We start from the raw sequence: 22,426 nt of genomic DNA, 5'->3' as shown, positions 1-22,426 counted from the left end.
CCTGTGGCGGATGTGGCAACTCTTCCAACAGTAACAGTAGAGTGTGAGGTAACTGCAGGAACAATTACAGCACCTACAGCTACAGATAACTGTGAAGGTACGGTAACCGCTACAACTACTGATCCGCTTACCTATTCCGCTCAGGGTACCCATACTATAACATGGACCTATGATGACGGTAATGGTAACACAACTACTCAAACCCAAACAGTAATAGTAGATGATACAACTGCTCCTGTGGCGGATGTGGCAACTCTTCCAACAGTAACAGTAGAGTGTGAGGTAACTGCAGGAACAATTACAGCACCTACAGCTACTGATAACTGTGAAGGTACGGTAACCGCTACAACTACTGATCCGCTTACTTATACGACTCAGGGTACCCATACTATAACATGGACCTATGATGACGGTAATGGTAACACAACTACTCAAACTCAAACGGTAATAGTAGATGACACAACTACTCCTGTAGCTGATGTAGTTACACTTACAGACATAGTTAATTACTGTGGTGTTATGAGTGATGAAATTCCGGTTCCAACTGCTACAGATAACTGCGCAGGAACAATAACCGCAACAACTTCTGATCCGTTAGATTATACAGAAGTAGGTACATATATAATAACATGGACCTATGATGATGGTAATGGAAACACTACCACTCAAACTCAAAATATAACAGTTGAAGAGTCTCCTCTTAATGCTGTAACATTTGATAACGGAGCATTTACTTACGACGGTACTGTTCATACAATAGAGGTTAATAACTTACCTTCAGGCACTACTGTTTCATACAGTACTTCTCCTGAAACAGGTTCAGACAACGGAGCTATGAATGCAGGTACTTATACTGTAACAGCTACTGTTGACCCGCAACCGGAAGCATTTAACTGTGAATCAATTGTATTAACAGCTACAATCACTATCAATCAGGCTACTCAAACAATTACTTTTGATCCTCTTTCGGTTAAAAACCTTGAAGCTGATCCTGATTTCCAACTGGATGCTACTGCAAGTTCAGGTTTAGAGGTATACTATACATATACTTATACTTCACCAGACCCTGCTGCTGATGTTTCATCTGAAGGATGGGTAGACATGCTTACATCAGGAGAAATCACAATCACTGCACATCAGGATGGTAACGAAAACTACTTACCGGCTGCAACTGTTTCTCAGGTTCTTGTAATTGAAAGTAGTGATGCTTCTATCTTTGGTATGACTGTAGGTGATGAGACTTACAATACTCCTCCAAGCGAGATTTATCACTTAATCGACTGTGGTGATGATTCTGACTCTGTAGAGGTTACTATCGTTACAGAAGTGGGTGCAACTGTAAACCCCGGACACACATTTACTATCCAGACTCCGCAACCGGGTATTTACTCTTATGTGGTAACTGTAACATCTCAGGATGGTACATCTGTTGAAACATACACTATAGTTGTTGAAAGAAGATTTGATTTCTCTGACATAGTAGTTCAGAAATTTGATAACGTACTATTAGTAAACAACAATCCTCAAAACAACGGTGGTTATGAGTTTACTGATTACGAATGGTATAAAAACGGTGTTCTTGTAGGTACCGGTCAATACTTCTCTGAAGGTAACAACCAGTCTGACACACTAGACCCAACTGCCGAGTATATGGTTAAAGTAACTACTACTGATGGTGAAGTACTACAAACGTGTTTAGGACAAATACAGTTACAGCATGCAAGTGGTGCAAGGTTATACCCTAACCCTGTAACATACGGACAACTGGTTACTGTTGAAGCTGATTTCCCTGAAAGTGAACTTGAAAATATGACTATCGCTGTTTACAACCTTAATGGTGCTCTTATAACAGAAGTACAGTCGTCTTCAAGAATAACACAACTGCAATTGCCGTTACAGGCTGCTACTTACATAGTAGTACTTAAAACGCCAAACAACAGTAAAACTTTCAAAGTTCTTGTACAGTAAATAAATAATCCTGCCGCCACGGCGGCAGGATTTATACCATTAAAAATTATATTATGAACAAAAATAAATTTACACAGCTTTCGGCCAAATCGGTAATGGCAGCCTTGCTTCTCATGGGGCTTGGAAAAGCAAATGCGCAAGAGGAAAAAAGCGAGTTTTCTATATATGCCGGAGGTGTATTCTCATCTATATATTATGACCTTGATCAGGGTCAGGTAGACCATGACAATGGAGTACAACTGGGATTAAAATATGCTTTTTACCTAAATGAAAACTGGAGTATTGGTCTTGGTGCCGAATATCAAACCTATAATTCAACTGCAAGGTTTGACTATCTTATAGGAAGTTATAATACTACTGATTTTGAAAACGATCCTTTTGAGTTCAGATACACAACGAGGTCTTACAGAGAGAGCCAGAAACTGGAATATGTAAATGTACCGTTAACAATTCAGTTTGAAACAGGTGACGGTATTACCGATTTCTACGTATCTGCCGGAGTAAAAGCAGGCTTTGCAATGAAAGGCCGTTATGAAACTAAAATGGATGCATTAACAACCAGTGGTTATTATCCGCAGTACAATGCCGAATTATTCGGACCTACCTTTATGGGATTCGGTTCATTTTATCAGGTGAATGCAGGAAAACAGGATCTTGAAACTAAAATAGCATGGTCTGGTACACTGGAAACCGGTGTTAAGCAATATATTGGTGAAAGATCTTCATGCTACATAGGTATTTTTGTTGACTATTGTTTTAACTCAATTGCCGAGAACAAAAACGAAAACATGATAAACTACCCGTCAGATGAAATGCCGGTAAACTTACAGTTTAATTCAGTTATTAATTCATCTTACTCTAAAGATGTACGTTTAATGGCTTATGGTGTAAAGCTACGATTTGCATTCTTTTAAAAAAACATCAAACTACGACGTACAAAAAAAGCAGCCTTTAAGGCTGCTTTTTTATTTTACATTACATTTTCCTCAATGTTATAAGGAATACATCGTTTTCCCTTAAATCAAGTTGCTTGGTAAAATTACCATCCTTCCCTATTTTAACTTCCTCCCTGTAAACAGGAGAACCATTATTATTTTTCTTAATTTGGGCTACCTGCTCCCTGTTTAATTGCGATGGTCTGCCTAAATCATAATAATCAGTATAAGCATCATTAACCCTATACCCTGTTTGGTTTACCTCAAGACTATACTTCCCCTTTTCCAGTCCTGATACTGCAATTTCAAGTTTACCTTTTGCTTTAGCCGGCAAATCCTTTATATAATAAACCTGATTATTGATAGAGTCTCCGGGATGTGTATTGGTAAAATCCCATGCCAGTAACTGGAAATCACCACTCTCTGTTTTACATGCCCAGGAGTGCTTATCATTATTTTTCAGTTCAGTATCGCCCAGTTTGTTTAAAAATGAATATGAATAATACACCGGCTTTTTGATTCCCTGAATGGTTTGCAATCCGAAACCACCGTGGAAAGGGGTAAAACGCGGACCTGCCTCTTCAAAAATATCAGTAAATACCCAATATGACATTGAGTTTACCGTATTACCAACCTGTTTTAGTTTTTCCAGTACATAAGCTGCCTGATGGTAACTGTCATGTATTGGATCGGACGGAGTGTATGATGAGCTCCATTCGGTGTAATGTAGTTCCAGTCCTGGAATTTTAGACGATTCAATCTCATTTCTTGAGTTTATTACATCTCCGCTAACCGACATTTCATCTTTATTCAAAACCGTACCGCTGTTACCAAACTCATCCAGAAACCCCTGTTTTACACCATAGGAATGGGTTGTTACAAAATCGATTGCCACATTATTTTTATAACAGAAATCAATCATTTCGGGTACCCAGTCTGCTCCTGCCGTTGCCGGTCCCCCTACTTTATATTCTTTATTTACACCTTTAACCGCTTTTGCAGTATAATGGTAAAGTTTAAAGTATTCATCCTGAGTACCTGCCCAAAAACCATCAAGGTTAGGCTCGTTCCACACCTCAAAATACCAGCTTTTCACTTCCTCTTCACCATACCTTTCGGTAAAATGTTGTACAAGATTGGTTATTAAACCTTCCCATTTATCATAATCCTTTGGCGGAGTAACATTACCCCTCCACCAGAAAATGGTTTTATCGCCACTTGCCAAAGGTGATGGCATAAAGCCCAATTCTACAAAAGGCTTAACATTTATACTCAGTAAATAATCAAATAAAGGATCTATGTACTGATAGTTGTATTGCGGATTCCCGTTCTTGTCTTCCTTATAAACCGCCATATCATCTACCAGTAAACCATGCATACGTATGTATCTAAAACCACAGTCCTGCTGTGCTAAGGCCAGTTGTTGCTGCCAGTCGGCCCTAAGGCCTTCGTTTGCACGCCCGGCACCTACACATTCATTAAAAAATTTGTTTAATTTTCCCTTTGTTTTGTTCAGGTCTACTTCAATACGCCTTACTGTTTCCGGTTTTGTTTGTGAAATAGCATTTTGAGAACCCACACCTAAAACAAGCGATAAAACAAAACCTGTTTTAAACAGTTTTTTTGATAATGCTGTAATTTTATTTTTCATAATTAATTGCTGATTTACTTATGGTCAAATATACCAAAAGCTATTTATTCCACAATAATTTTCAGAAAAAAGCATAAAAAAACCTCCGGCACAAATTGCACCGGAGGCCCTCACGATAAATAGTCGCGACCTTCTTACAAAGGAAAAACAATATATAAACACCAGAAATTTACTTCCATCCGCCACCTAAAGCCTTATAAATATTAACCATAGCATTCATTTGTGCTTTTTTGGTTTCTATAAGGTCAAATTTAGATTCAAGCGCGTCACGCTGTGTCATTAACACCTCCATATAATCGGCTCTTGCCGATGTGAACAGGTCGTTAGATATATTAATTGATTGTGTTAATGCATCAACTTCTCTAGATTTAAGGTCATAACTTTCCTTAAGGTTATTGATGTTAGAAAGCTGATTAGCCACTTCTATATAAGCATTAAGTATCGTTTTCTCATAATTGAAAACGGCCTGAAGCTGTTTAGAGTTTGCACTGTAATAAGTAGCCTTAATCGCATTTCTGTTAATTAACGGAGCTGCTATATCACCCGCAAGGGAGTACAATAGCGACTCTGGAGTCTTAACCAAATATGCCGGGTCAAATGCCTGGAAGCCTATACCTGCTGATATACCCAGTGAAGGATAAAATCTGGCTTTAGCAACCTTAACATCCAGTTTTGCTGCTGCTAACTCGAATTCAGCCTGTTTAACATCAGGACGGTTTTCAAGCAATTGTGACGGAATACCGGCATAAATGGTTTCAGGCACTAAATTGATAAAGTTTTGATGATCTCTGGCTACAGGCTGAGGGAACCTACCTACAAGGAAGTTAATCCTGTTTTCGGTTTCAACAATCTGCTGCTTTAAATCAAACTGTATGCTTTTTGTATGTAATAACTGTGCTTCAAATCGTTTTACGGCAAGCTCTGTAACACGTGCTGATTCTTTTTGAAGCTTTACAATATTAAGTGCATTGCTTTGTATATCGATATTCTGGTTTACAAGTGCCAGCTGATTGTCTAACGCTAAAAGCTCATAGTATGAATTAGCTATTTCGGCAATCAGGTTAGTAACCATAAAGTTTTTACCTTCTACAGTAGCAAGATAATTGCTGATTGCTGATTTTTTGGCATTGTGCAGTTTGTTCCAAATATCTATTTCCCAGTTGGCATAAGCCCCAATCATATAATCAGGAAGCGGTTCAGGAAACTCTTTACCCGGCTTGATTTCAGTATTGGCATCATTAGCTCCCTGGCTGGTATACCTACCTACTTTTTCAATTCCGGCACCACCTTTAACTCCTACAAACGGAAGATACTCCCCTTTTCTGGCTTTAATCTCATTTCTGGAAATTTGTATTTCCTGCATGGTGATATTAAGTTCCTGATTGTTTTGTAATGCAACATCAATCAGGGTATCCAGATACGGATCTGTAAAATACTCTTTCCACTTAAGCTGAGCTATGTTTGTAGTATCCTGCGAGCCGTTAAAACTCGCAGGTGTTTCTGTATTTGCTTCACGCTGAACTAAAGAAGGTGTTTTACATCCTGTAAATGTTAGTACCAGGCATCCTGCTACCACATATACATATTTATATTTACTAAACATCTTACTCATTTTCATCAGTATTATCGAATTTATCTATTTGATGTACAAACTCATCAGATAATGAGCTTTCATCTTCATCCTTAATCAGTTTTCTTCCGTCAGCAAGGGAACCGAAAATATAGTACAGTCCCGGAACAATAATTACACCGAAAATAGTACCGAATAACATACCACCCATCGCAGATGCACCAATGGTTCTGTTACCAATCGCACCGGCACCTGTTGCAATGATTAACGGAATTAATCCCGCAATGAAGGCAAACGATGTCATAAGGATAGGACGGAAACGTACCTTGGCACCCTCAATGGCAGCCTCGAGTATTGTAGATCCCTGATGATGCTTGAGTACCGCAAACTCAACAATAAGTACGGCGTTCTTACCGAGTAGCCCGACGAGCATGATAAGACCGATTTGTGCGTAAATATCGTTTTGAAGTCCCATTAACTTAAGCAGCATGAATGAACCGAATACACCCACAGGTAGTGAGAATATTACTGCTAGAGGTATAATGAAACTTTCATACTGTGCTGCAAGTACAAAGTATACGAATGCTAGTACAATAAGGAAAATATAAAGTGACTCGTTACCTCTGTTAGCCTCATCAAACGAAAGACCTTCCCATGCAATGTCATAACCTTTAGGAAGCGACTCTTTAGCTACTTCACGAATAGCCTGAATTGCATCTGCAGTAGTGTAACCTGCTGCCGGAAGCCCCCTTATGGCTGCCGAGTTGTACATGTTGTAACGTGTAATCTCATTAGGTCCCTGAGTCTTTTTAAGTTTCATGAATGCTGAATAAGGTACCATTTCACCATGATCGTTTTTAACGAATAGGTTTAGTACATCAGACGGTAATCTTCTGAATTTAGGATCTGACTGAACGTATACTTTAAAGAAACGACCAAACTTAATGAAACCCTGTTCGTAGGTACTACCTATCAGGATATCAAGGTTTTCCATTGCTTTACCAACAGAAACTCCTTTCTGCATAGCCAAGTCGTTATCGATTTCAAGTTCGTATTGAGGGTAGTTTGCCGCAAAGAAGGTAAATAAACCTGTAAGCTCTTTACGTTTACCTAAATCCTCAAGGAATTTTTTATTAATCTTATCGAAATCCTGATAATCAGTGGTGGTATTTTTATCTAACAAACGCATTGAGAAACCTCCTGATGAACCAAATCCGGGGATGGCTGGCGGTTCGAAGAACTCTATAGTTGCTCCTAAACCTTTCGATTTTTCTTCCAGCTCTTCCATGATCTCGGTAACAGAGTGCTCCCTTTCATGCCATGTTTTAAGGTTAATAAGACAAGTACCGGCATTAGATCCCCTACCTTCTGTCATAATCTCATAACCTGCTAATGATGATACCGACTCTACTCCTTCTACATCCTCACAAATTTTCTGTAACCTTTGTGATACCTGGTTTGTTGTTTCCAATGTAGATCCCGGAGGCGTTTGTATAATCGCATATATAGTACCCTGGTCTTCACTTGGTATGAAACCTGAAGGAAGTACCTGGCTCTCAAAATAAATACCTGCACAGAAACCACCTAATATAAGGAATGTAAGTAACCTTCTGCTAACTATCCTTTTTAATATAGCTACATATTTACCTGTAAGTTTATCAAAACCACGGTTAAAGCTATCCAGTGCTTTGGTAAATACATTTGGTTTAGAATGGTGTGCATGGTGATTTTTTAACAGCATAGCACACAATACCGGTGTAAGGGTAAGTGCGATAATTGCCGAAATCACAATCGAACTCGCCATAGTAATAGAGAACTGCCTATAGAAGGTACCTACCGGACCTGTCATGAACGATATAGGTAAGAATACCGATACCATTACCGCAGTAATCGCTATAATCGCACCACTAATTTCACCTAATACCCTTTTTACTGCCTGATATGGTGTTATGTTAGGGAACTCGTCAAACTTGGCGTGGACGGCCTCCACCACCACAATGGCGTCATCCACCACAATACCAATTGCAAGTACAAGTGCAAACAGGGTTACAAGGTTAATAGATAACCCGAAGAACTGTATAACAAAAAATGCCCCTATAAGCGACACTGGCACCGCAAGTATTGGAATAAGTGTAGATCTCCAGTCGCCAAGGAAAACAAACACTACAATTGCCACAAGAATAAAGGCATCCCTTAGCGTATGGATAACCTGCTCAATAGAGGCATCAAGGAATTGGGAAACGTCATAACTGATTTTGTAATCCATGCCCGGAGGGAAAGTTTCCTTCATCTCCTCAAGCTTAGCTTTTACGGCAGCGATTACATCACTCGCGTTACTACCATAGTTCTGTTTTAATACTATGGAAGCCGATGGGTGTCCGTCAAGGTTAGAGTAAATATCGAAGAATTCACTTCCTAACTCTACCTTACCTATATCACCCAGGCGAATACGCTCACCATCTGCATTGGCACGAACAATAATATTTTCATATTCAGATGGTTCACTGTATCTACCCTTATAAGTTAATACATATTCTAACGACTGGGCTTCGATACCCGAACTTTGCCCGATACGACCCGGACGACCTACAATACTCTGTTCGGCCATTGCGTCCATAACCTCGTCAACAGATACATGGTAAGCTCTCATACGGTCAGGGTTTAACCAAACACGCATTGCATAGGTTCTACTACCTAATATTTGAGATCTTGCCACACCCTTAATCCTGTTGATTTCAGGAATCATTTTTACGTTAGCATAGTTGTACAGGAACTTTTCGTCCATGTTTTTGCCGGTTGCATATAGGTTAACGTACATCAACATACTCGGCTGGATTGGGGTAATTACAACCCCCTCACGTTGAACCAGTTCGGGCAAGAGGGGCATAACCTGGTCGACCCTCGTTTTTACCCTGATTACCGCCTGGTTAGGGTCGGTACCCGGTTCAAAAATAATTCTTAAAGTAGCTTCACCTGCACTGGTTGCATCGGTAGCCATATAACGCATGTCCTGAACACCATTAATAGAGTTCTCTAAGGTAATCAGGGTCGATTTTACTAATACGTCTGCACTGGCCCCAGGGTAAGCTATAAAAACATTTACGGTAGTTGGCGCAATCTGGGGAAATTGCGATATTGGCAACTGTTTGATTGCCAACGAACCTACAAATACGATAATAATAGATATTACTATCGCAAATACAGGCCTATGTATGAATTTATTAAACATTTGATCTTTTTTTAAGTTATTCGATTATTCTGCATATAGCTCCAAATGCGATATAACATGTTTAGGGTCTTCCAGTTTGTATTCTATTTTCTCGTTTTCTTTAACAAGACGGATACCTTCCAGAAGGATCTTATCACTTTCTGATAAGCCTGATTCAATGATAAAGATGTGAGGCAGCTCGGCAGCTATTTTAATCTCTCTTGATTTTATCTTATTATCTTTATCCAATACATAAACATATTTCTTTTCAAGCACCTCAAAAGTTGCTTTTTGCGGAATAATCATAGCATTTTGAAACGGTATTTTCATTTGGATACTACCTGTTTCACCATGCCTTAATAATCCGTTTGGATTAGGGAATGTAGCCCTGAAAGGTATGTTACCGGTTTCGTTGTCAAAATCGGCCTCAATTGTTTCTACAATACCTTCCTGGTTGAATAACTTGTTGTTAGCCATTAAAAGGCCTACTTTAGCTTTACCACCTTCTTTAGCAGACTCTTTATAGTCAAGGTATTCTGCTTCAGGTACGTTATAGTACACCCACATTTTACTGTTGTCAGAAAGATTAGTTAACAAATCTCCTTCGTCCACAAGACTACCCTGTCTTACATGGAAACGGTCAATAATACCGTCAAAAGGGGCCCTGATTTCAGTAAATCCAAGGTGAACTTCTGCTAAAGCCAGCTCTGCCTTAGCTTTGTCATACTTCGCTTTAGCCATAGCAAGCTCATTTGGAGCCACTACATTACTATCAGCAAGTCTTTTAGTATTTTGGTATTCAATTTCAGCAAAATTAGCCTCGGCTTTTGCCTTTTGCATTTCTGCCTCATAGAGTTTAGGCATAATTTGGAACAGTAGCTGTCCTTTTTTAACAGACTGACCTTCATCTACATAAATTTTTTCAAGATAACCTCTTTCCTGAGCCCTAAGTTCGATGTGTTGTATCGAGTGTATCTGGCACACGTATTCATCAGTAATGATGGTGTCCATTTTTACAGGGTTTGTAACAAGGAATTTAGTTTCCACTTCCTTCTCTTCTTTGTCTGTTTTGCAGCTTGTATAGCACAATAATGCACACAAACTCACGAGCATGAGTACTCTCTTCATAATAAATTTTGCTTTTTTTAAAACAATACGATTTTCTTGATATTCTTTTTTCTGGTATAGGTCGTGTACAACTAAATACACGGATATATATTCTTTTGGCCCTAAGCCGCGTGAATACACATAATGTTTAAATGCGAAAAATCAGGCAAACAAGAAGTTATCTACCTGAACGATGGGTTGAGAATCAAAGTCTGATTACTCGAAAAACAATATATTTCCTGTAAGATGAGAAATATGAAAAAGGCTTACTTTGTGGTAAGCTTTCTTTTACGTATCTGTGAGAGTACCCTAAAGTTTGGGCATAAAGTGCAGTGGTAAAGTAGTTATTGATTTCCAGATATTTTTTATAGGAAACCAATTCTTCGTCGTCACCTTCATTATCGGTAACAACAATTTTGTCGTTTTGTCTTTCGGTATGAGTCCTGTATGGAATTGACCTGAAGTAAGAGGCGTCATAATCCTGACTAAACCCAAAATCAAACTGTAAAGCTAACGATTCAGCATTTTCTCCCAATGCATAGCTATTGTGTGCCTGATAAGGATGAGCGCTTAAAACGCCCTGTCCCCCTAGCAGGACTACAAAAAGCATTAGAAAAAATCTGGTTAGCATATTTTTCATGGGCACCAAAATTACATAAACAAGATTATACTGGCAAGCAGTTTGGTATTAAATATTAACACATCTTAACATACTATAGTTTTCACTCGTTTTCGTAAGCATTGTTAACATTAAATTTACATTAACTCCTTCTAAAGCTAAAAAATAAATCACTTTCCGGTTTAAACCAAAAACAATGCCAAAAAACTATATTTTAACTAAAACAATTTACTATAACGATGTAGTTATACAATAAAAACCATAAGCATAAATATACATCCAACTTAAAAGAATTATTTTGACAGATCACAATAACATATCTTACGATTCGGAATCACCAATCTTCTATTAACGGTACAAACTATATGGCAAAATTTAAAGGAAACAGTAAAACGTTTGCCTAACAACGATGCTCTGGTATTAATTGAACAAAACTACCGTAGCTCATACAGCGAATTTTATAATCAAACCACTACTGTTGCTAAAAACCCGGAAATTTACTGTTGATTTCCCTGTAACCATAACAGGAAAAGTGCGTAATGTAGAAATGCGCGAAATATCTATTAAAGAGCTGGTACTGGAAGGTTTACTTAAAATTAAAACGTCATGATTTAATCCTAAAAAATTCAAAAAAAATATAACTACCGTTTTTTAATTGAATTTATTTCTATATTTGCGAAGTACAAAAAGGACAAAATTTTACTATGATTTTTAATCAGCTACATCATCATCATTTTCAAACTGGCTCAAATGCGAGGAGGAAATGATATTGTAGTAACCTAAAATATTTTCTAAACCCGTTTGAGTAAAATCAGACGGGTTTTTTATTTAATCGAGCTCTCCCCTTCTGCTTTTTACTCAGGCATCATTTTAAAAACAATGAGTAAATTAAAAATAGCCGTTCAGAAAAACGGAAGGCTCAGCGAAAAATCGCTGCAACTGCTAAATAAATGCGGCATAAGGCTGCTAAACGGAGAGCGTACACTTAAAGCTTCTTCACAAAACTTCCCTATTGAGGTACTTTTCTTAAGGGACGACGATATTCCACAATACGTAGAACAAGGCGTTGCCGATGTAGGCATACTAGGCGAAAACGAGGTTTGGGAACAAAACAAAAATGTAACCGTAGTTAAAAAACTGGGATTTGCCAACTGCAGGCTGTCTTTGGCCCTACCCAAAGAAACCCAATACAACGGAGTATCTTATTTCAACAATAAAAAGATAGCTACCAGTTATCCTTTTATCCTTCAGAAGTTTTTTTACGAAAACAACATCACAGCCGAAATAGAAACTATTAGCGGTAGCGTAGAAATCGCTCCGGGAATAGGTCTTGCCGATGGCATTTTTGATATTGTAAGTACAGGAAGTACCCTACAGATGAACGGACTTAAAGAGGTAGAAACAGTTGCTAAAAGTGAAGCTGTACTTATTAGTAATCCTTCGCTAGGGATTGAAAAGGAAGACATTCTAAACCAGTTACTTTTCAGGATACAGTCGGTTATAAATGCTGCCGAAAACAAATACATACTCCTTAATGCCCCAAACGATTCGGTACAACAGATAGCACAGGTGTTGCCCGGCATGAAAAGCCCTACGGTACTTCCACTAAAGGAAGAAGGATGGAGCAGTATACACTCGGTAATACGCGAAGATGAGTTTTGGGATAATATAGACCGCCTTAAAACCCTTGGCGCAGAAGGTATCCTTATTGTTAATGTGGAAAAAATGATTCTTTAAGCTATGATACAAACCGTTTTATACCCAGAGAAAAATACATGGGAAGCTTTGTGCCAAAGACCACAACTCCCTGTTGCCAACCTTGAAAACCTTACCCGTCAGATTTTTGACGAAATAAGCAAAAAAGGTGATGATGCCGTAAAGAAATACACAGGCTTTTTTGATGGTGTAGTGCCCGATAGCCTTCAGCTAACCGAAGATGAAATAACCGAAGGTGCAGCAAAGGTATCGACTGAGTTAAAGGAAGCCATACAATTGGCCAAAGCCAACATTGAAGCCTTCCACTCTATTCAAAAAGAAGAGAAAAACAGTATAGAAACCATGTCTGGTGTAAGCTGCTGGAGGGAAAACAGAGCGATTGATAAAGTAGGGATTTACATTCCCGGCGGATCGGCACCTCTTTTCTCTACCGTTCTTATGCTTGCCATACCGGCAAAAATTGCAAGCTGTAAAGAGATTGTACTTTGTACTCCGCCCGATAAAAAGGGAAATATAAACAGTGCCATATTATATGCTGCCCAACTTACCGGAATTACCAAAATATATCGTGTAGGTGGTATTCAGGCAATTGGGGCAATGGCATTGGGTACCGAAACCATCCCTAAAACCTATAAGATATTCGGTCCGGGAAACCAGTATGTAACCGCAGCCAAACAAACTGCATTAAGCTATGGAGTCGCTATCGATTTACCTGCCGGACCAAGTGAGCTGTTAGTTATTGCCGACAATACGGCCAATCCGGAATATGTGGCAGCCGACCTTCTTTCTCAGGCAGAACACGGTCCCGACAGTCAGGTAGTACTGCTCAGCGATAGTGAAGAAATTATCCGCCAAACCACAAAAGCACTTACAAAACAGGTAAAGAATTTACCTCGAAAGGAAATATCCCTAAAGGCACTTATTAACAGCAAAGTCATATTACTTAATGATTTAACTGAATGTATTGCATTCAGCAACCTGTATGCACCGGAACACCTTATTATAGCCAGTGATAACGCTGAAAACTATACAGATGGTGTTACCAATGCCGGATCTGTTTTTCTGGGTAATTACAGTTGTGAGAGTGCAGGTGATTATGCAAGTGGTACCAATCACACCCTGCCTACAAACGGATATGCTACAAGTTATAGCGGAGTATCGGTAGACAGTTTTATTAAAAAGATAACCTTTCAGAAAATAACCAAACAGGGATTACAAAATATTGGTCGGGCAATAGAGGTTATGGCTACTGCCGAACAACTGGAAGCTCACAAAAATGCAGTTAGTATACGATTAAAAGACATTGGTAATGAATAGTATAGAGAAAATGGTACGTCCTAATATACTGACACTTCAGGCCTATTCTTCTGCTCGTGAAGAATTTACGGGTAGCGAAGGAATATTCCTTGATGCTAACGAGAATCCGTTTGGTGAACTAAACCGCTATCCTGATCCTTTACAGAAAGAGCTAAAGCAAAGGCTTTCTGTTATTAAAGGTGTACCACCACAAAACATATTTACAGGCAACGGAAGCGATGAGGCCATTGACCTTTGTTTCAGGATATTTTGCGAACCCGGAAAAGACAAGGCACTTACCTTCACTCCTACCTATGGCATGTATGAAGTATCGGCAACAATAAATAATACCCAACTGATTAAAGTACCGTTAAACAATGATTTCCAAATTGATAAAAACAAAGCATTATTGGCATTGGAAGACGAAAGCATAAAGTTGGTGTTCATCTGTTCACCTAATAACCCGACGGGAAACTGCTTAGATGCAGCCGAATTCATTATACAAAACTTTAAAAGTATTGTGGTTGTAGATGAAGCTTATGCCGACTTCTGTTCCACCACGCTGGTAAACAAACTGCAAGAATACCCTAACCTGATTGTATTACAAACCCTGAGTAAAGCCTGGGGGCTTGCAGCAGCGCGTGTAGGTATAGCCTACGCATCACCATTTATCATCAGTCTTTTTAATAAGATTAAGCCCCCTTATAATATTAGTAAACTTAACTATACGGCAGTCATTAAGGCTTTAGAGAATACTGATAATTATGAGAGTCAGAAAAAACTACTTATCGAAGAACGTCAAAAACTGAGCGAAGCTCTGTCTCAAATACCAATCGTAAAGAAAGTATATCCTTCGCAGGCTAACTTTTTACTGGTAGAGGTTAATGATGCTAATTCTGTATATCAAAATCTTATACAACAGGGAATCATTATACGCAACCGAAACAAAGAGGTTAAAAACTGTATCAGGATATCTATTGGTACACCACAGGAAAATAAAGCCTTACTAACCGCATTACAAAACATTTCAGTATGAAAAAAGTACTATTTATAGACCGCGACGGTACATTGATAATAGAGCCTCCTGTAGATTATCAGTTAGACAGCCTCGAAAAACTGGAGTTTTACCCGGGAGTATTTCAGGGGCTTTCAAAAATCGCACGCGAACTGGATTACGAACTGGTTATGGTTACCAATCAGGACGGACTGGGAACTGCCTCTTTCCCTGAAGACACCTTTTGGCCAGCACAAAACAAAATCATTCAGGCTTTTCAAAATGAGGGCATCACATTTAGTGAGGTACTTATTGATAAAAGTTTTCCTAAAGATAATCTGCCTACCCGAAAGCCGGGAACAGCTATGCTTACACATTACCTAAAAGGTGATTATGATTTGGCAAATTCCTATGTTATTGGCGACAGGCTAACCGATGTACAACTGGCAGAAAATATGGGATGTAAGTCGGTTTTTATTGGAAAGGAATGCGACAAGGCTACCCTTGTAACCCAAAGTTGGGATATTATATACCAATACCTGAAAGCAAAACCAAGGACAGCCACCGTTAACCGAAAAACCAGTGAAACCAATATAGCTATAGCACTTAATCTGGACGGTTCTGGAAAAAGTAATATCGATACCGGACTTGGATTTTTCAATCACATGTTGGATCAGTTGGCACGCCACGGCGGAGTAGATTTAGAAATTACAGTTAAGGGAGACTTGCATATAGACGAACATCATACTATTGAAGATACTGCACTGGCACTAGGCGAAGCTTTCCTGAAAGCACTGGGCAGCAAAAAAGGAATTGAACGTTATGGTTTCCTGCTCCCTATGGATGATTGCCTTGCTCAGGTAGCCATTGATTTTGGCGGAAGGCCGTGGTTAGTTTGGGAAGCTAATTTCAATCGTGAGAAAGTGGGCGAAATGCCTACCGAAATGTTCCTTCACTTTTTTAAATCATTTAGTGATACTGCTAAGTGCAACCTGAATATAAAGGCCGAAGGCGATAACGAACACCACAAAATAGAAGCTATTTTCAAGGCTTTTGCAAAAGCCATAAAAATGGCCATTAAACAAACAGATAATTATACTATACCCAGTACAAAAGGAGTGTTATGATAGTGATTATAAAATATAATGCGGGTAATACCCAGTCCGTAGAAAATGCTGTTCGCAGGCTGGGTTATGACTGCATCGTTACCAACGATATTGAAGAGATAAAAAAGGCAGACAAGGTTATCTTCCCCGGTGTAGGCGAAGCAGCAACAGCCATGCAGCACCTACAGGCAAACGGACTCGACTTAGTAATAAAAGGACTCAAACAGCCAGTTTTAGGGATATGCCTTGGGCTACAGCTTATGTGCAATTATACCGAAGAAGGTAACACAAACGGACTGGGCATTTTTGATATAAACGTGAAAAAATTCCCTCCTCTTGATATTGTACCTCATATGGGCTGGAACACCTTGAGCAATTTTAAAGGCGGACTATTCACTAATATTAATGAAGACGAGCATTTCTACTTTGTGCACAGTTACTATGCAGAGGATTCTCCCCTTTCTGTTGCACAATGTGATTACATTCTACCTTATAGTGCTGCGCTGCAAAAAGATAATTTTTATGCAGTGCAGTTTCACCCTGAGAAGTCGGGTACAGCCGGAGAACAGCTATTAAAAAACTTTTTAAACTTATGAGAATCATTCCTGCCATAGATATTATTAACGGTAAGTGTGTACGACTTACCAAAGGCAACTATGCTACCCAAAAAACGTATAACGAGAACCCGGTAGAGGTTGCCCGTTCCTTTGAGGATGCCGGAATAAAATACCTGCATCTGGTTGATCTAGACGGAGCCAAATCGGGCAGTATTGTTAACCATAAAGTATTGGAAAGTATTGCCTCTCAAACTAATCTTATTATTGATTTTGGTGGTGGTGTGAAATCAGACATAGATATACAAAAAGCCTTTGATTATGGTGCTTCACAAATCACTGTCGGTAGCATTGCGATAAAAAACTCTAACAAAGTAGGTGAATGGCTTTCACAATATGGATCAGATAAAATTATACTGGGAGCCGACTGTAACAACCGCAAAATAGCCGTGAACGGTTGGCTACAGGAAAGTGACACCGATGTGCTAGAGTTTATACAAGGCTATCAAAAAAAGGGAATCAAAGCAGTTATCTGTACCGATATCGCTAAAGACGGGATGCTACAGGGCCCATCAGTAAACCTGTATAAAGAGATAATCGGTTCAACAAACATTAACCTGATAGCCAGCGGAGGTATTACAAACATTCAGGATGTACTTGATATGAAAGCTATAGGGTGTGAAGGGGCTATTATTGGCAAGGCACTGTATGAAGGAAAAATTGAACTTAAAGAATTAAGTAAACTATGCTGAAGAAAAGAATAATACCCTGCCTCGACATCAAAGACGGTAGGGTTGTAAAAGGAATTAATTTTAAAGGGTTAAGGGATGCGGGAAACCCTATAGAACTGGCCTCACGATATACACAGGAAGGTGCAGATGAACTAGTTTTTCTGGATATTACCGCTACTCTGGAAAAAAGAAAAACACTAGCCAGCCTTGTTACCGAAATTGCAAAAGAGATAAATATTCCCTTCATCGTAGGTGGTGGTATAAACACCACGGATGATGCCGAATACCTTATAAGCCGTGGTGCCGATAAGGTAAGTGTAAATTCATCGGCAGTTAAAAACCCTAAACTGATAAGCCAGATAGCCAAAAACTGTGGCAGTCAGGCTGTAGTACTCGCTATTGATGCTAAAAAAGTAAACAACAACTGGGAAGTATTCATTAACGCAGGTAAAACGGCAACAGGCATTGAGCTTGCCAGTTGGGCAAAATATGGCGAACAACTGGGCGCAGGCGAAATATTACTTACCTCCATGAATAATGATGGTATAAAAAACGGTTTTGCCATTGATGCCCTTAACATTGTTGGCAATAACGTAAACATCCCTGTTATAGCCTCCGGCGGTGCGGGCAATATGGAACATTTCACATCAGTATTTAGTGAAACCAAAGCCACCGCTGCACTGGCTGCCAGTATTTTCCATTACAACGAGATAAGTATCCCTCAACTTAAAACCTATTTACAACAAAATAACATACCCGTAAGATGAAACCCGATTTTAATAAAACAAACGGACTTATACCAGCCATAATACAGGATGCAATAACCCAGCAGGTACTCATGCTGGGATATATGAATGAAGAGGCTTTTATCAAAACTCAGCTTGAAAAGAGAGTGACTTTTTATAGTCGTAGCCGAAATGAGCTATGGACAAAAGGCAAAACATCAGGCAACTATCTAAATGTAGTATCTATGAGCCTCGATTGTGATAACGATACCATTTTGATACAGGCAAAACCAGTAGGGCCTACCTGCCACACCGGAGCTACAACTTGCTTTGGAGAACCCGATTGCAAAGGTTACCTCTACCAGCTTGAAGAAACTATTTCAGAAAGAATACAGTCAGGCTCTGATGCTTCCTATACCAATACACTCTTTAAAAGGGGAATTAATAAAGTAGCTCAAAAGGTAGGTGAAGAAGCCGTAGAACTTGTCATAGAAGCTAAAGATACTAATGAAGAATTATTCAAAAATGAAGCTGCTGATTTACTATATCATTTTTTAATCCTGCTTAAAATTAAATCTTTAAACCTTAATGATATTGAGAAAGTTTTAAAAACAAGAAGCAGATGACACTACCCTAACCATAAACCAAACTAAATTTTAACTTAATATTTAAATAATAAATTATTATTTTTTAATAAAGGATAACTTATTAAATAAAGTTAACAAGTTTATTCGGAGGTTTTAAAAATACTGTATATTTAGCCCGTCAAAATCATCCTTATAAAATAATTTTTAGTCCATGAAAAAATTACTACTTTTATTAGGATTGATGAGTTGTGTACATTCCTTTGGGCAATGCCCGGGTGATACTCAGGCCCCTTATTCGGGCATAGCTTCGGGCTCAACGAGTATTTCTCAAAGAGGAAGAACGTCTACCTACACAAACGTCAATCTTAACGGTACCGGCACAAATGAAGCTTTTGTGACTCCGGGCGCAACCGTTACTTTTTCTTATGATTATTCAATGGTGTACAACACCGGTGGAGCATGTCCAACCTGTCCTACACAACACTTTGTAGGTATGAATAACGTGTTTACCAACTGTCATGAGGAAGGTACAGGAAACATTTCCATTTCATTTACCGCACCAACGGCAGAAGGATCTTATTACATCACGCAATCCAGTGATTGGGCTGCAGGATGTTATGCTTTTAACAGCTTTGATCCAAACAACTCATATGCTGCGGTTGCCGTATTACATGTAGGTGTACCAACTTTAATCCCTCCTGCAGATGTTGTTGTAAACAGTACAACTGCAGCCTGTACTACAGTAGTAAACGGAATACGAATTGTTGCTATTGATGATTGTCCAGATCCTGTAACGGTTACTTATGATATAACTGGTGCTACAACAGGAACAGGAACTGGTGATGCCAGCGGAACAACATTTAATGCAGGTGTTAGTACTGTAACTTATACCGCTACTGATTCATCTCTAAACAGTTCTACTGCTACATTTACAGTAACAGTAACCGGAACAACAGCTACCATAGGATCACAAACTAATGTTTCGTGTAACGGTAATGCCGATGGTACTGCAACTATTGATGTAACTGGAGGTATAACTCCTTATACCTATCTTTGGAGTGACGGACAGACAACTGCAACCGCTACAGGTCTGGCTGCAGCAGATTATACAGTAACTGTTGCAGATGCTGTAGGTTGTACAACAACTGTTGATGTTACAATTACTGAGCCTAATCCTCTTGCTATAACTCCTTCTCAGGTTAATATTTTATGTAACGGTGATAATACAGGAGAAGCTACAGTAACAGTTACAGGTGGTACTGGTGTTTACACTTATGACTGGAGTGACGGGCAAGCAGGTGCTACCGCTACAGGATTAACAGCAGGGTCTTACTCTGTGGATGTTACTGATGAAAGCGGATGTACATTAAGTGAGAGCTTTACAATTACCGAACTTCCTGCACTAACAGCAACCGCTACAGGTGTTGATATTGTTTGTAACGGAGATGCTTCGGGCTCTGCTTCTGTTGCTGTAACAGGCGGTACAGCTCCTTATACTTACTTATGGAGTACTACTGAAACTACCGCTACTATTTCAAACCTAACTGCGGGTAATTATACTGTAGATATTGAAGATGCTAACGGATGTACTACAAATGCTTCGGTTACAATTAACGAATCACCAGCCCTTGTACTTAACGAAACCCATACGGATGTTCAGTGTAATGGTAATAATACTGGGGTAGCTTCTGTTATTGTAACAGGTGGTGCCACTCCTTATACTTACCTTTGGGATAACGGAGAAGAATCTGCCACTATTACAAACTTATTGGCAGGAACATATACTGTGGAAGTTAAAGACAACAATAACTGCACTAAATCGCTTACTATTGAAATACAGGAGCCAGATGCTTTAGAATCTACTCCTAGTCAGGTTGATATATTATGTAATGGTGATAACACAGGTGCAGCCTCTCTTACCATAACAGGTGGTGTGGGACCATATTCCTATTTGTGGGATACAGGTGAAATTACAGACAATATAGCTAACCTTGTTGCCGGTAACTATTCTGTAATTGTTACCGACGCTAACGGGTGTACTTTAACCCAATTATATACTATAGAAGAACCAGATCCTCTTTCTGTTAATCCTACCCAACAGAATATACTGTGTAATGGTAATGCTACAGGTTCGGCTACTGCTACAGTATCAGGAGGAACATCGCCTTACAATTACTTGTGGAGTAACGGCGAAGCTACAGCTACTATCAGTGGACTTACATCCGGAAACTATTCAGTAGGTATAACAGATGCTAATGGGTGTACAATTTCACAGTCATTCTTTATTAGTCAGCCAAATGCACTTACAGCTACCACAGCTAAAAGTGATATTGCGTGTAACGGTGATGATACAGGTGTAGCATCAATAACTGTTTCAGGTGGTGTTGCTCCCTATACATATGAGTGGAGTAATGGTGAAGATACTGCTGCTATAACAGGACTAACTGCAGGTATTTATACTGTTGAAGTTACAGATACTAACGGGTGTACACTTACAAGATCTTTTGATATACAACAACCTGATCCGCTTTTTGCAACTACAACACAAATAGATGTTTTATGTAACGGTGCTGCAACCGGTGAAGCAACTATCACTGTAACCGGAGGTATTCCCCCTTATTCTTATTTATGGGATAATGGTCAGGCTACCCCTACAGCAACCGGACTTACTGCAGGAGCTCATTCTGTTTTTGTAAACGATGCTAATGGATGTACTTTAACACAATCAATCTTTATTGAACAACCAGATCCTTTAGTAGTAACTCCAAATACAACTAAGAGTGATGTACTTTGTAATGGTGGTACTTCAGGTAATGCAACCATAGTAGTTGAAGGTGGTGTAGCCCCTTACACCTATTTATGGAGTGACGGACAGGAAACTCTAACAGCAGTGGGTCTTGCTGCAAATATTTATACTGTTGAAGTAACCGATGCTAATGGATGTATTCTTAATTATGAATTTGATATTCAGGAACCGGCTGCTTTAACATCTACTCCGTCACAAACAAACATTATATGTAACGGTAATGCAACAGGAGCTGCTTCAGTTGTTATTAATGGAGGTGTTGCTCCATATACATATGAATGGAATACAGGAGCAACTACTGATGCTATTTCCGGACTTACTGCCGGTACTTACTATGTAACGGTAACCGATGATAACGGATGTATTTTGATACAAAACTTCAACATTAATGAGCCACCTGCATTAGCTGTAGGCCCTGCAACTGCTCAAACAGACATTCTTTGTAATGGCGCCGCTAACGGTAGCGCTACTATAGATGTAACTGGTGGTACCACTCCTTATTCATATTTATGGAGCGACGGACAAACAACACCTACTGCTACAGGACTTACAGCAGGTACTTATGATGTTTTAGTTACCGACTTTAATAACTGTACCTTATCTTATGAATTTGTAATTGATCAACCGGATGCATTACTACTTACTGCATCTCAAACAGATGTTCTTTGTAATGGTAATAATACAGGTGAAGCAACTGTTATTGTTGAAGGTGGTGTTACCCCTTACTCATACGACTGGAGTAACGGAGAGATAACAAGTACTATTACAGGACTTACAGCCGGTACTTACACTGTTGATATTACCGATGCTAACGGATGTAGTTTAACTCAGGAATTTATAATCGACGAACCGG

17 protein-coding genes are annotated in these 22,426 nt (G+C 39.2%); 12 read left to right on the top strand and 5 right to left on the bottom strand.

What is annotated here, in order from left to right:
- The coding region (locus ABS768_RS17310; protein WP_408076216.1) for a T9SS type A sorting domain-containing protein at window positions 1-1,968 on the top strand (1,968 nt) is incomplete at its 5' end.
- A 53-nt stretch (window positions 1,969-2,021) separates the two neighbouring features.
- On the top strand, window positions 2,022-2,882 hold the full coding sequence (locus ABS768_RS17305; protein WP_408076215.1) for an outer membrane beta-barrel protein: 861 nt from the start codon (window positions 2,022-2,024) through the stop codon (window positions 2,880-2,882).
- Between the two features lie 61 nt (window positions 2,883-2,943).
- On the opposite strand, the gene ABS768_RS17300 is transcribed toward ABS768_RS17305, so the two are convergent.
- The 5 genes from ABS768_RS17300 to ABS768_RS17280 form a co-directional block, all read right to left on the bottom strand.
- Window positions 2,944-4,554 (bottom strand): GH39 family glycosyl hydrolase, encoded by a 1,611-nt coding sequence (locus ABS768_RS17300; RefSeq protein WP_408076214.1) that lies wholly within the window; start codon window positions 4,552-4,554, stop codon window positions 2,944-2,946.
- 169 nt (window positions 4,555-4,723) lie between these two features.
- Window positions 4,724-6,166: a TolC family protein gene (locus tag ABS768_RS17295; RefSeq protein WP_408076213.1), complete on the bottom strand. Its 1,443-nt coding sequence runs from the start codon at window positions 6,164-6,166 to the stop codon at window positions 4,724-4,726.
- Window positions 6,159-9,353, bottom strand: coding sequence for an efflux RND transporter permease subunit (locus tag ABS768_RS17290; protein WP_408076212.1), 3,195 nt, complete (start codon window positions 9,351-9,353; stop codon window positions 6,159-6,161). The genes ABS768_RS17295 and ABS768_RS17290 overlap by 8 nt, the downstream gene beginning before the upstream one ends.
- Before the next feature lie 24 nt (window positions 9,354-9,377).
- Window positions 9,378-10,460: an efflux RND transporter periplasmic adaptor subunit gene (locus ABS768_RS17285; RefSeq protein WP_408076211.1), complete on the bottom strand. Its 1,083-nt coding sequence runs from the start codon at window positions 10,458-10,460 to the stop codon at window positions 9,378-9,380.
- A gap of 184 nt (window positions 10,461-10,644) precedes the next feature.
- Window positions 10,645-11,070 carry a hypothetical protein gene (locus tag ABS768_RS17280; RefSeq protein WP_408076210.1) on the bottom strand — a complete coding sequence of 142 codons (426 nt, stop codon included), beginning with the start codon at window positions 11,068-11,070 and terminating at the stop codon, window positions 10,645-10,647.
- Between the two features lie 466 nt (window positions 11,071-11,536).
- Between ABS768_RS17280 and ABS768_RS17275 the strand changes: the two genes are divergently transcribed.
- The 10 genes from ABS768_RS17275 to ABS768_RS17230 all read left to right on the top strand — a co-directional run.
- Window positions 11,537-11,668, top strand: a complete 132-nt coding sequence (locus ABS768_RS17275; RefSeq protein WP_408076209.1) for a hypothetical protein — start codon at window positions 11,537-11,539, stop codon at window positions 11,666-11,668.
- 269 nt (window positions 11,669-11,937) lie between these two features.
- Window positions 11,938-12,795: an ATP phosphoribosyltransferase gene (hisG, locus tag ABS768_RS17270; RefSeq protein WP_408076208.1), complete on the top strand. Its 858-nt coding sequence runs from the start codon at window positions 11,938-11,940 to the stop codon at window positions 12,793-12,795.
- A 6-nt stretch (window positions 12,796-12,801) separates the two neighbouring features.
- A complete protein-coding gene (hisD, locus tag ABS768_RS17265; RefSeq protein WP_408076218.1) occupies window positions 12,802-14,091 on the top strand; it encodes a histidinol dehydrogenase in 1,290 nt (429 codons plus the stop codon).
- Window positions 14,084-15,106: a histidinol-phosphate transaminase gene (gene hisC / locus ABS768_RS17260; RefSeq protein WP_408076207.1), complete on the top strand. Its 1,023-nt coding sequence runs from the start codon at window positions 14,084-14,086 to the stop codon at window positions 15,104-15,106. The genes hisD and hisC overlap by 8 nt, the downstream gene beginning before the upstream one ends.
- On the top strand, window positions 15,103-16,191 hold the full coding sequence (gene hisB, locus ABS768_RS17255; RefSeq protein ID WP_408076206.1) for a bifunctional histidinol-phosphatase/imidazoleglycerol-phosphate dehydratase HisB: 1,089 nt from the start codon (window positions 15,103-15,105) through the stop codon (window positions 16,189-16,191). Before hisC ends, hisB begins: the two co-directional genes overlap by 4 nt.
- A complete protein-coding gene (gene hisH, locus ABS768_RS17250) occupies window positions 16,188-16,766 on the top strand; it encodes an imidazole glycerol phosphate synthase subunit HisH (protein WP_408076205.1) in 579 nt (192 codons plus the stop codon). The genes hisB and hisH overlap by 4 nt, the downstream gene beginning before the upstream one ends.
- The gene (hisA, locus tag ABS768_RS17245; RefSeq protein ID WP_408076204.1) at window positions 16,763-17,476 is read left to right on the top strand and encodes a 1-(5-phosphoribosyl)-5-[(5-phosphoribosylamino)methylideneamino]imidazole-4-carboxamide isomerase; all 714 of its coding nucleotides are present in this window, start codon (window positions 16,763-16,765) and stop codon (window positions 17,474-17,476) included. Before hisH ends, hisA begins: the two co-directional genes overlap by 4 nt.
- On the top strand, window positions 17,470-18,222 hold the full coding sequence (gene hisF, locus ABS768_RS17240; RefSeq protein ID WP_408076203.1) for an imidazole glycerol phosphate synthase subunit HisF: 753 nt from the start codon (window positions 17,470-17,472) through the stop codon (window positions 18,220-18,222). Before hisA ends, hisF begins: the two co-directional genes overlap by 7 nt.
- Window positions 18,219-18,806: a bifunctional phosphoribosyl-AMP cyclohydrolase/phosphoribosyl-ATP diphosphatase HisIE gene (gene hisIE / locus ABS768_RS17235; RefSeq protein WP_408076202.1), complete on the top strand. Its 588-nt coding sequence runs from the start codon at window positions 18,219-18,221 to the stop codon at window positions 18,804-18,806. The genes hisF and hisIE overlap by 4 nt, the downstream gene beginning before the upstream one ends.
- Window positions 18,807-18,978: 172 nt before the next feature.
- The coding region (locus ABS768_RS17230; protein ID WP_408076201.1) for a beta strand repeat-containing protein at window positions 18,979-22,426 on the top strand (3,448 nt) is incomplete at its 3' end.

Origin of the sequence: Flavobacterium rhizophilum, assembly GCF_046000485.1 — a bacterium.
In the GTDB taxonomy this organism is placed as follows: Bacteria; Bacteroidota; Bacteroidia; order Flavobacteriales; family Flavobacteriaceae; genus Flavobacterium; species Flavobacterium rhizophilum.
Note: the sequence above shows the minus strand (reverse complement) of the source record. Positions and strands in the feature narration are given on the sequence as shown.